Here is an 11,953-nt window from a genome sequence, read left to right on the forward strand (position 1 = left end):
AAGGGTGATTAAATGAACGAGATACAATTTTTAATGTATGATGCAGATGAAAAAATCGAAGTCGTGATGAAAGATGAAACAATCTGGGCAACACAAAAAGCTATATCTGAGCTTTTTGATGTGGGTGTTTCTGCTATAAGCAAACATTTTAAAAACATTTTTGAGTCTGGAGAGCTTGATGAGAAAGTGGTTGTTTCCATTTTGGAAAATACCACAAAGCACGGCGCTATAGAGGGAAAAACCCAAACAAAACAGGTCAAGTTTTATAATCTGGATGCCATTATCTCAGTTGGCTACCGTGTTAATTCTCAAAAAGCAACAAAGTTTAGAATTTGGGCCACTGATATCTTGAAAGACTATATCAGAAAAGGATTTAAGATTGATGTTGAGCGCATGAAGCAAGGTGAGAATGTTTTCGGTAAAGATTACTTCCGTGAGTTGCTTGAAACTGTTCGCTCAATTAGAGCAAGTGAACGTAGAATTTGGCAACAAATCACAGATGTGTTTGCAGAAATTTCATATGACTACGATAAAAATTCAGAAATCACAAAAAAATTTTATGCAACTGTTCAAAATAAATTTCATTTTGCAATAACTGGTAAAACAGCTGCAGAAATTATTCATGCTAGTGCAGATAGAAATAAAGAACATATGGGACTCACTACTTGGAAGAACTCTCCTAATGGTCGAATTTTGCAGTCTGATGTGCTTGTGGCTAAAAATTACTTATCAGAAAAGGAAATTCGTGGTCTTGAACGTAACGTCTCAGCTTATTTTGATTATGTTGAGCGACTTCTTGAAGATGAAACGTTGTTATCTATGGAAGATTTTGCGGTAAGTATTGATGAGTTTTTGAAATTCAATCGTTATGAAATCTTAAAAGGTCATGGACGTATTTCACATAACACTGCTAAGGAAAAAGCAATAGGAGAATATCAAGAGTTTAACAAAACTCAAAAAATAGTTTCTGATTTTGATAAGGAAATCAGAAAGATTAAAGGAGATAGCAATGGAAAAAAACAACAATAAACCAAAGTTAAGATTTCCGGGATTCACTGACCCTTGGGAACAGCGTGAGTTGAATGAATGTATTGAAACATCCAACGAAAAGAATAGTGACAATGTTTATACCAAGGAGGATGTGCTATCTGTGTCTGGCGATTTTGGTATTGTCAATCAGATAGAACTTCAAGGAAGAAGTTTTGCAGGAGCATCTGTTTCTAATTATGGTGTAGTTAATACTGGAAATATCGTATACACAAAGTCTCCTCTTAAGCGTAATCCATTTGGAATAATCAAAACAAATAAAGGAAAATCAGGTATTGTCTCTACTCTTTATGCGGTGTATAAACCAAAAGAGAATACAAATCCCAACTTTGTACAGTGTTATTTTGAGTCTGATTATCGTTTGAATAAATATCTTAAGCCATTGGTTAATAAGGGCGCAAAAAATGATATGAAGGTCAGTGATGATAATGCACTTTTAGGGTTGGTTATATTCCCGTCTTATGAGGAGCAGACAGAAATATCCGCTTTTTTGGAGATACTAGATAACCTTATCACCCTTCATCAGCGTAAGTTAAATCACTTGCAAGATAAGAAGAAAAGTTTGTTACAAAAAATGTTTCCGAAAAATGGTGAAGATTTTCCGGAACTTCGTTTTCCAGGATTTACTGACCCTTGGGAACGGCGTAAGGTCGGTGAGTTGCTAATTGAACGAAATACACAAGCTCCAAAAAGTGATGAGTATCCTCTAATGGCATTTGTAGCATATGAAGGGGTTGCACCCAAAGGAGATAGATATAATCGCGAATTTTTAGTTAGTGATGAAGATAATAAGAAATATAAACAGACGGAATATGGAGATTTTATTTACAGTTCTAATAATCTTACAACTGGATCTATTGGGCTAAACAAATACGGAAAAGCTTCTATTTCTCCTGTTTACAGTATTTTTCAACCAACTGAATTAGCTGATTCTGATTTTATTGGTCGCGTATTAGTTCGTAAAAGCTTTATAAATCAAATGATTCGTTGGCGCCAAGGGGTTATTTATGGACAATGGCGAATTCATGAATCTGATTTTGTAAAAATGGAAGCTCAAGCTCCTTCAGTTGTAGAACAAAAACAGATTGGAGACTTTTTCAATAATCTCGACGGCCTTATTATCCTTCATCAACGTAAATTAAATCACTTGCAAGAACAAAAGAAAGCATTACTACAACAGATGTTTGTATAAAATAATTTCAAAATAGAAAGGAAATAAAAATAATGAGTAATAATCTACAAACAATTACAAGCAAACTTTGGGCTATGGCAAATGAACTGCGTGGCACAATGGATGCATCAGAGTATAAAAATTATATATTGGCATTTATGTTTTATCGATACCTTTCAGAACATCAAGAGAAGTATTTAGTAGGAAATAATGTTATTGATGTTGCAGAGGGAGAATCTATCAATGATGCTTACCTAAAACAAGCGGTAGGTGCAGATTTAGATGACTATTTACAAGATATTTCATTAAGCTTGGGGTATGCGATTGCGCCAAATGATACATGGGAGTCTTTGATTAATAAAATTAATGATGCACAAGTTATTCCTAGTGACTATCAAACTATTTTTGATAACTTTAATAAAAATGCGGAATTAAATAAAGAAGCGGTGAAAGATTTTCGTGGTATATTCAACGATATTAATTTGGGAGATTCACGTCTTGGAAGTTCTACAAATGAACGTGCAAAATCACTTAACAATATAGTTAAGTTAGTTGATGGAATTGAATACAAGGGGATGATGGAAAAGATATTCTAGGTGAAATATATGAATACTTAATCGGTCAATTTGCTGCAAAGTGCTGGTAAAAAAAGGTGGAGAATTTTATACGCCTCATCAAGTAAGTAAGATTTTAGCTAAAGTAGTCACGAGCGGTGTAGAAAAATCAGATGAATTCTTCAATGTATATGATCCAACAATGGGCTCAGGTTCCTTACTACTTACTGTTGGACAAGAATTGCCTGATGGTACTCCTATGAAGTATTTTGGTCAAGAGTTGAATACAACAACTTATAACTTGGCTCGTATGAACTTGATGATGCACGATGTGCCTTATAACAATATGACACTAAATAATGCTGATACTCTGGAAAGCGATTGGCCAGATGGACCAGATGGAAAAGGAACTGACCATCCACGTAGTTTTGATGCAGTGGTTGCAAATCCACCATATTCTGCAAAATGGGATAATGATGAAACAAAATTAAAAGATCCACGTTTTAGTGATTATGGGAAATTAGCACCAGCTTCAAAGGCGGATTATGCTTTTATCTTACACAGTATATATCATTTAAACAACACTGGCACAATGGCTATTGTTTTGCCTCACGGCGTGCTATTTCGTGGTGCAGCAGAAGGTAAAATTCGTCAGACTCTGATTGAAAAAAATTATCTTGACACGGTTATTGGCCTGCCAGCTAACTTATTTTATGGAACAAGTATACCAACAATCATTTTAGTATTTAAGAAGAATCGTAAAACGAAAGATGTATTATTTATTGATGCAAGTAATGATTTTGAAAAAGGTAAGAATCAAAATAACTTAAGTAATGAAAATATAGATAAAATAATCAATACGTTTAAAGAACGTAAAGATGTTGATAAATATGCTCACGTAGCATCAATTGAGGAAATCAAGGAAAATGGGTTTAACTTGAATATTCCACGTTATGTTGACACTTTTGAAGAAGAAGCCCCAATTGATTTGGAAGAAGTAAATAAGCAGTTAGAACAAGATAATAAGGAAATTGCGGAACTTGAAGCAGAGATTAATGAGCAATTAAAGATTTTAGGTGTAAAAATTTAGATTTGTTGGTAGTGGAAAAGTGAGAAGTTCACTTTTCCACATTTGTTTGGGAACAGCGTAAGTTTTCAGAACTCTTTACTACACTCAAAAACAGTGCTTTATCCAGAGCTGAACTTAGCACTGAACATGGTGTTGCAATGAATGTTCATTATGGTGATGTGTTAATAAAATTCGGAGAGTGCTTAGACGTTAGCAAAGAGGAAGTTACCTTTATTATGGATGATACGAGTGTAAACAAGTACAAGTCTTCATTTTTGAATAATGGTGATGTGATTATTGCAGATGCTGCGGAGGATGAAACAGTTGGAAAGTGTACTGAAATAGTAGGTTTGACTACTCAAACTGTAATTTCTGGATTGCATACAATTCCGTGTAGACCTATTCAAGTTTTTGCAAGTGGCTATCTTGGATATTATATGAATTCAAATGCGTATCATGACCAATTATTACCGTTAATTCAAGGGACAAAAGTATCTTCTATTTCGAAGTCGGCTTTAAATGATACGGTACTAATATACCCGAAATCTAATGAAGAACAAACTGTAATAGCTAAGAGTTTTACCAATCTCAACAACCTTATCACCCTTCATCAGCGTGAGTGATTTTTGATAATTGTTCATATTTAACTTAATCCTGACAATGAACGCATAACCAAATCTACATCCTTATTTTCAAGTTCCTGAATAATATGTAAATAGGTTTTTTGAGTTGTTGTCATACTAGCATGCCCCAATCTTCTTGCGACACTTGCAATTGATACACCAGCAAATAACAAAAGAGAGGCATGCGTGTGACGTAATCCGTGAATTGAAATTACTGGAACCTTTGCATTTTTACAGTATCTTGTTAATATGTCATTAACAGTTGAATTATATACTTTGTTTTTTGTAAATATAGGTTTATCTTCTGGCAATCCCTTTAGCAACTCAGAAAACTGAATTACTGTTTGCCAGTCTATTTGTACTTTTCGTACAGAAGATTGATTCTTTGTTGGAAGAAAGCCACCACTTCCTTTATAATCCCATGTTTTACTGATTGAAAGCATCTGATGTGAAAAATCAAAATCTTTAGGTGTAAGTGCTAATGCTTCTGAAAAGCGCATCCCAGTTTTTGCAACTAATAGTATAAACCAATCCCAACTTACTTCAGACTTTAATTCAAGATTGCTTAATAGAGTATGCAACTCAAACTGATTCAGATACTTTGTTTTTTTATCTTTTGGAGTTTTTCCTTTGATTATTGCTTTTCGTGTAGGATCTCTATCAATTAGACCTTCGTCCACTGCATCCAAAATTGCAGCTTTTAATTGATGATGAAAATCCATTGTTGTTTGACGCTCATGCCACGCAGCATAGTCATTAAGTAATTGTTGGTAAGTTATACGATTCAAATCGGAAATTATAAGGTTTGGAATAAGTTTTTCAAGCCACTTTTCCGTCATAAGATATTTATCCATAGTCACTTTTCTTATAGCACCATCTTTGTATACTGTAATCCATTGTGCATAATATTGGTAAAATAAATCAGTTCCTTTTACTTTTTCTAACATTATTAATTCCTCCTTTTGATTTATCGAAAATTGCCTCACGCTGATCATTTGAATGAGATCTTGCTTGAGTAAGCCTTTCTGAAATAATAAGTGTGTGTTCAAATGAATGATTGGGAAAACATACCTATTTTCTTAGTATAACCATATGTAAGAATTTAGTACCATTACACTATAAGAGTGATATAGAAGAAATTGAGAAATGTATTTGTGGGATTTTAATCCTCAAATATTAAAAGAATCTATGCTAGACATTGTGAAACATCTCATTGGAAAAATAAAGTTAGCAAGCCCCACTTTTAAAGGAGTTTGTAGATAATGAACTAGTACCTGAAAATTTGTCTGCAACTTAAATTTTGATGAGATCTTTGATATTTGGGAACCAAGGTGGTTGTAATGATATAAACAAAAGAGTTAAGGAATTAGGATAAACAGAATTAGTAGTTTTAGAAACTAAAAATATGTTCATGAACTACACTTTCCTAATGGAAGATGACACTTTTATACATTTTGAGTTCTAGACCAGTAATAAGGGAAAGGCAGATTTAAGAAGGTTTAGAGCCTATGAATTAATGCTGAGCCATCATAATGGAAAAAGGGAGGTAAAAGTAAGTCCTAAATGGACTTTTACGGATACTCTAGCGGGTGAGAGAACGCTGTTTTAGAGTACACTGTGTTTAGACGAAAGGAGAAATTGAAAATGACTTAACTCGGTAAGGAATTAATAGATGAAGGAAAAAATAAAAAAAACTATAGAAATAGTCAAGAAAGCAATAGAAAATGGTACGAATAATGAAACAATAAAGGAACTAACGGACTTAGATATTGATAAAATTGAGTTAATAAAAAAGTTTTAAAGTAAGATAAATTACGCTAGAGGAAAGTACAAAACTAGCTTATTATGGTTATAGTAAGTTAGTTTTTTTATTACACCCAATTAAATAGAAGTGAGGTAATAGAAATAATATGCATCTATGACAAGAAAATTACTAAAGGTAGTTTTGATAACAATGGTCTTGAAATTTTAAATGAAGCTATAAATTGATACATAACGGAAGAATTAAATGTACATTATTCCTTAGAGCTATAATCAATAATAGTGGCAATTCATAGATTGGTTTTACTGGTTCAAATGAGAAGCTTAGAATAAACAAAAGGGATGCAGGAGCAGATAATATTTACTATGCAAAACAAATGGTAAATGGCAGACTAACTTTTAGGATAAGATAGTAAGGTTGTACACCATTCAAGAAGATTTTTATATTCAAGCTAATATAAAAATACCTTATAGTAGACGGAAATAATATTAAACATTGAGATGCAAACACTTCAAGTTATTATGAATGTAGTAGTTACTTTAGAGAATACAGGAAGTGGAATCATAGTTTTTATAGTGAGTGCTGATTTGTTATATATTTACAAAATATGATATAATTAAACTATAATGGACAAAGGTGCAAAAATATTAGATTTAGATAAATAGTAAATTTGTAAAGTAACAATGCTTCGTCGCGTTAAAAAGATCCTATAAATCTAAGGTTCAAAAATCATAAAATACTAAGATATTTCAATAACTCGCTGGTGCTAGTATAATATTGTAGACACGAAAGACCGAACACATTAAAATATAGATAAGAGAAGGATGTGTTTATATGTTAATAGAGAAAAAGCAATATACGTAAATCTTAGAACTTAATAGTGTCAGCTACGCTGAGCACTATATTTTAAGCGCTTTGCGTGCATTAAGTTTAAGATTTTTGTAGCGACAGCGGAGAAAAATCATCCTTCACTGTACTCTGTCCTCTGTACTTTGTACTCTGAGTTAAATTCCAGTTTGTCGAGATAAACTTGGATTTGACAACTTTAAACTTTCAAGTTATCTATCCACACAACTTTATAAGGAGTATAAATATGAGAGCTTATTTATGTTTTTTTAAGATTCGCTTTATAAATGGTCTTCAATACAGAACCGCTGCCTATGCTGGAATTGTCACACAATTTGCCTGGGGCTTTATGTATATAATGCTGTATCAAGCTTTATATAAAAGTAATCCCTCAAAGGCACCAATGAATTTTTCTCAACTTTCCAGTTATATATGGCTTCAACAAGCATTTTTAGCACTTTTCATGACCTGGTTCTTAGACAATGATATTTTTAATTTAATAACAAGTGGAAATATAGCTTATGAATTATGCAGACCCTTTGATATATACAATACCTGGTTTGTTAAAAGCTGTGCTGTTAGACTTTCAAGAACACTTTTACGATGTTTTCCAATACTCATTATAGCTTTTTTCTTGCCAGCACCGTATAAATTTAACTTACCAAGCTCATTGGCTTCTGCTTTACTATTTTTAATTACAGCATTTTTAAGTTTTATAGTGGTTATTTCCTACTGTATGCTTGTTTATATATTTACCTTTTATACAGTATCACCTATTGGCGTACGACTTGCTCTTGTAATGACAGCAGATTTTCTTTCTGGAGGTCTTGTTCCGCTTCCATTTTTGCCCAACTGGCTCACAAAATATCTTTATCTTTCACCCTTTGCTGCAATGCAGAATGTTCCATTTAGAATTTACAGTGGCCAAATTCCAGTAAGTGAAGCACTTCTTCCAATAGTTTTGCAAGTTTTTTGGGCAGCAACTTTAATTATTATTGGTAAATTCATAATCTCTAAAGCATTAAAACGCGTAACGGTACAAGGGGGCTAACTATGAGACTATATTTAAAGTACTTTTCAATCCAACTAAAATCCGTAATGCAATATAAAATTTCATTCTTTCTTACAACTATTGGTCAATGCTTAACGACATTTTTCTCCTTCCTTAGCATGTATTTTTTATTTGAACGCTTTGGAAACATTAAAAATTACAGCTTTAATGAAGTTCTTTTATGTTTTAGTACAATTTTTATGTCCTTCTCACTAGCTGAATGCTTTGGAAGAGGTTTTGACAATTTTTCTTCAATAATATCAGATGGAGGTTTTGACAGAATACTTACAAGACCAAGAAACGAAGTGCTGCAAGTATTAGGTACAAAAATTGAGCTTACAAGAATAGGCAAACTTGTTCAAGCATTAATAATATTTATATATTCAATAAAAACCTGCGGAGTTCACTTTTCGCCCGATAAAATTCTTACACTTATATTAATGATAATAGGAGGAACCTTTTTATTCTTTGGCTTATTTATGATTTCCGCAGTCATATGCTTTTTTACCATAGAAAGTCTTGAAGTCATAAACATCTTTACAGATGGCGGAAGAGAACTTGCCCAGTATCCCTTAGATATATACAAAACTTCTGTACTAAGATTTTTTACATTTATCGTTCCACTAGCCTTTGTTAACTACTATCCTCTCCTATATATAATAGGGAGAAGTCACAATATTTTTTACATGTTTTCTCCATTGATTGCATGCTTATTTATTATTCCAAGCTATATTTTATGGAAATTTGGCGTAAGACACTACACAGGAACAGGATCTTAGAAGCAGAGTACAGTTGACAGAGGACAGTGATGGATGATTTGCCTTCCTTACGTCAGGTAAATCTTTAAACTTATAGCTTCAGCTTCGCTGAAAAAACATACCCAAAAGGCTTGGGCGCAAGCCCATTAAATTTAAAATTTTCTGCCACAGCAGAAAATCAACCTTCACTGTACTCTGTACTTTGTAATCTGTACTCTGAATTAAACGAGGTGATAAAATTGATAAAACATCCAGATTACAACTCCGAGCTTAAAAGACTCAACTACACACTTGACTATTTAAAAACATACAAAGAAGTTATTACTAAACAAAAATCCAGTTTAGACACACAAATAGATTCCCAGCTTAAATATTTTGATCCAGATAATAAAGAACAGTTTACTCAAGTTACTTTAAATACTTCTGTAAGAGACACACTTCATCAAAAAATTCAAAATTCTGAGCGTAGCCTTTTGAAACCATACTTTGCAAGAGTCGACTTTAAAGAAGAAGATAAGAATAAACTCCAGAATTTATATATAGGGAAAATGTCCCTTCTAAAGGAGGAAACTGGTGAATTTTTAATTATAGATTGGAGAGCTCCTATTTCTAACCTTTACTATGATGGCCGTATTGGGACAGCAAATTACACCTGCCCGGATGGAAATATTAAAGGAGAAATAAAGCTTAAACGTCAATATATGATTGAAAAAGGAAAACTTCAAGATTTCTTTGATATTGATATAACAACAAATGACGATTTTCTTCAAGCATGTCTGGGCTCAAGTAAGGACAACAGGCTTAAAGATATAGTTTCAACAATACAGGCTGAACAAAATAAGGTCATAAGAGCAAACATGTGGAGACCTCTAATTGTTCAAGGTGCTGCCGGCGGTGGTAAAACCACAATTGCCCTTCACAGGATTGCCTATTTAATATATACTTTTGAGAAAAAACTAAAGCCGAAAAACTTTATGATTATGGCTCCCAGTCATTTTTTCCTAAGTTATATATCTGACGTTTTGCCAGAACTCGGTGTAGAAAATGTCATGCAAACAACCTTTGAAGACTTTGCTCAAAAAATCATAGGTCGAAAACTAAAAATCATGCCAAGCACCAAAAAGCTTTCAGACCTTGTAAACTTAAGAGACAGCATAAACTGTGAAAATATAAAAAAGATATCCAATTTTAAAGCTTCCCTAGAATTTAAAACATCAATACAGAATTTCATTAAGCTAATAGAACAAAATTTCATTCTAGAGGAAGATTTTAAACTTCACACTTTTGTTCTTATTAGTTCAAAAAATATAAAAAAGTTGTTTCTTGAAGATTACAAAAGCTTGCCGCTTATGAAGCGAATCAATGAAATAAAAAAACATCTTACAAACAGTATTGAAAACAATAAAGCAAGAATTTTACAAAGAGTTGAGTCATCCTACGACGAAAAATTAAACAAGGTTAGAGATGAAGCTCCAGATTCACCTGAAAGACGCAAAATTATAATAAAAATAATAGATGAAAGAGATGCTCTGCTAAAAGGCATAAACAAAAATTCAAAAACACTTGTTAAAAATTATTTATCAAAGATTTCTGTTTTGTCTCCTCTTGAATATTATAAAAAACTGCTAAATGATAAAGCTTTATTTAATAAGCTAACTGAAAAATATATAAATCATGAGCTCTCAGAATTAATAAGAAAAACTTCAAGCGATATCTTAGACAAAAATGTCGTTGAGTTTGAAGATTTAGCTCCTTTAATGTATATAAAATATTTAACACAAGGTCTAGACGAAAAAATAAACGTAAGACACATAATCATAGACGAAGCTCAAGATTTTAGCCTTTTTCAATTTTCAGTATTAAAAGAAATAATAGACAGTCCTTCTTTTACAATCCTTGGAGACCTGTGTCAAGGAATATACAGTTTTAGAGGAGTTACAGATTGGAACAAAACTGCAGAACTTATCTTTGGCGGCAATGAGCCAGACTTACTAAAACTAGAACAAAGTTATAGAACCACAATCGAGATAATGGATGCAGCAAACTCAGTTATAAAATTTTTAAATAATAAGAGCCTTCCACTTGCAAAACCAGTAATACGCCACGGCGACCCTGTAACTGTAATGGAAAAAGGCTCTCTAGCTGAAGTAAAAAATGAAATTGAAAAAAATCTGTTAGCCTTACGTAAAAACAAATTAAAATCTGCTGCAATCATATGTAAGACTATGAAGGAGTGCAAGGAGCTTAAAAGCTTATTTAAAAATTCAAGCTATAAGGTACAAATAATAAGTGAAAAAGAAAATGATTATTCTAGTGGAATCTTAATAATCCCTTCTTATTTGGTAAAAGGACTTGAATTTGACATGGTTATAATAGCGAATGCATCAAAGGATCAATATACATCTGATGAACTTGATGTAAAACTGCTTTATATTGCAATGACGCGTCCACTGCATAAACTTTATATATATTCTGTGGGTGAAAAAGCAGAAATGTTAAAAGCAGTATCTCAGCAATAATAAAGGAGCAGGTATAGATCGTAATAAAATCTATACCTGCTTTTTTATTTATTAAACTATTGTTATAATTATTCTATAAAACAACAGCTTTACTAGGAGTGATTGTTATGGATAATGTTGATTATAAAATATTAGAATATTTAAAAGCCAATTCTAGAACTAAAGCATCAACAATAAGCAAAGAAATTCATTTATCAGTCTCCGCGGTCATTGAACGCATTCATAAGCTGGAGACAAGTGGGATAATAAAAAATTATACAGTAGTTTTAGATGAAAGCAAAATAGGAAATGATACAAGTGCCTTAATGGAGGTTAGCCTTGACCATCCAAAGTTTTATGAATCATTTACTAGGGCAATTAAGGAAAATAAAAATATAAATTTTTGCTATTATCTAACAGGTGATTTTGATTTTATGCTTAAAATACTTTGTAAATCATCAGAGGATTTAGAAAAGATTCACAACAATATAAAAAACTTAGAAAGGCGTGTCTAAAACAAAAACTTATTATATTTTAAAATCCGTGAAAGATTAAACGGATTTTATTTTTTGAC

General features: G+C 32.3%; 8 protein-coding genes and 3 pseudogenes. 10 read left to right on the forward strand and 1 reads right to left on the reverse strand.

The window, feature by feature from the left end; genetic code table 11:
• Positions 1-12 precede the first annotated feature (12 nt).
• From rhuM to AGR56_RS14290, 4 genes and pseudogenes are all read left to right on the forward strand, one after another.
• On the forward strand, positions 13-1,029 hold the full coding sequence (rhuM, locus tag AGR56_RS14275; RefSeq protein ID WP_053242793.1) for a RhuM family protein: 1,017 nt from the start codon (positions 13-15) through the stop codon (positions 1,027-1,029).
• Positions 1,010-2,239: a restriction endonuclease subunit S gene (locus tag AGR56_RS14280; protein WP_053242794.1), complete on the forward strand. Its 1,230-nt coding sequence runs from the start codon at positions 1,010-1,012 to the stop codon at positions 2,237-2,239. Before rhuM ends, AGR56_RS14280 begins: the two co-directional genes overlap by 20 nt.
• Before the next feature lie 32 nt (positions 2,240-2,271).
• A pseudogene (locus AGR56_RS14285) lies at positions 2,272-3,862 on the forward strand (type I restriction-modification system subunit M).
• 137 nt (positions 3,863-3,999) lie between these two features.
• Positions 4,000-4,464: a restriction endonuclease subunit S gene (locus tag AGR56_RS14290; protein WP_053242795.1), complete on the forward strand. Its 465-nt coding sequence runs from the start codon at positions 4,000-4,002 to the stop codon at positions 4,462-4,464.
• Between the two features lie 20 nt (positions 4,465-4,484).
• Here the strand turns inward: AGR56_RS14290 and AGR56_RS14295 are convergent, their stop codons facing one another.
• Positions 4,485-5,411, reverse strand: coding sequence for a site-specific integrase (locus AGR56_RS14295; protein WP_053242796.1), 927 nt, complete (start codon positions 5,409-5,411; stop codon positions 4,485-4,487).
• A 356-nt stretch (positions 5,412-5,767) separates the two neighbouring features.
• Between AGR56_RS14295 and AGR56_RS22100 the strand changes: the two are divergent.
• The 6 genes and pseudogenes from AGR56_RS22100 to AGR56_RS14315 form a co-directional block, all read left to right on the forward strand.
• Positions 5,768-5,992: pseudogene (locus tag AGR56_RS22100) on the forward strand (hypothetical protein); the annotation flags it as partial.
• Between the two features lie 144 nt (positions 5,993-6,136).
• The gene (locus tag AGR56_RS22935; protein ID WP_269144194.1) at positions 6,137-6,265 is read left to right on the forward strand and encodes a hypothetical protein; all 129 of its coding nucleotides are present in this window, start codon (positions 6,137-6,139) and stop codon (positions 6,263-6,265) included.
• 1,054 nt (positions 6,266-7,319) lie between these two features.
• Positions 7,320-8,123: an ABC transporter permease gene (locus tag AGR56_RS14300; RefSeq protein WP_053242797.1), complete on the forward strand. Its 804-nt coding sequence runs from the start codon at positions 7,320-7,322 to the stop codon at positions 8,121-8,123.
• Positions 8,124-8,170: 47 nt separating this feature from the next.
• Positions 8,171-8,902: an ABC-2 family transporter protein gene (locus AGR56_RS14305; RefSeq protein ID WP_347460543.1), complete on the forward strand. Its 732-nt coding sequence runs from the start codon at positions 8,171-8,173 to the stop codon at positions 8,900-8,902.
• Between the two features lie 209 nt (positions 8,903-9,111).
• Positions 9,112-11,400, forward strand: coding sequence for an RNA polymerase recycling motor HelD (gene helD, locus AGR56_RS14310; protein ID WP_242851573.1), 2,289 nt, complete (start codon positions 9,112-9,114; stop codon positions 11,398-11,400).
• Positions 11,401-11,507: 107 nt separating this feature from the next.
• A pseudogene (locus AGR56_RS14315) lies at positions 11,508-11,934 on the forward strand (Lrp/AsnC family transcriptional regulator).
• The last annotated feature ends 19 nt before the right edge of the window (positions 11,935-11,953 follow it).

Origin of the sequence: Clostridium sp. DMHC 10, assembly GCF_001270375.1 — a bacterium.
Lineage (GTDB): Bacteria > Bacillota > Clostridia > Clostridiales > Clostridiaceae > Clostridium_S > Clostridium_S guangxiense.

Excerpts from the sequence above, each read along its gene's own strand:
- AGR56_RS14305 (WP_347460543.1), top strand. The coding sequence starts at position 8,171 with ATGCAATATAAAATTTCATTCTTTCTTACAACTATTGGTCAATGCTTA.
- AGR56_RS14280 (WP_053242794.1), top strand. The coding sequence starts at position 1,010 with ATGGAAAAAAACAACAATAAACCAAAGTTAAGATTTCCGGGATTCACT.
- AGR56_RS14290 (WP_053242795.1), top strand. The coding sequence starts at position 4,000 with ATGAATGTTCATTATGGTGATGTGTTAATAAAATTCGGAGAGTGCTTA.
- AGR56_RS14295 (WP_053242796.1), bottom strand. The coding sequence starts at position 5,411 with ATGTTAGAAAAAGTAAAAGGAACTGATTTATTTTACCAATATTATGCA.
- AGR56_RS22935 (WP_269144194.1), top strand. The coding sequence starts at position 6,137 with ATGAAGGAAAAAATAAAAAAAACTATAGAAATAGTCAAGAAAGCAATA.
- AGR56_RS14300 (WP_053242797.1), top strand. The coding sequence starts at position 7,320 with ATGAGAGCTTATTTATGTTTTTTTAAGATTCGCTTTATAAATGGTCTT.
- rhuM (WP_053242793.1), top strand. The coding sequence starts at position 13 with ATGAACGAGATACAATTTTTAATGTATGATGCAGATGAAAAAATCGAA.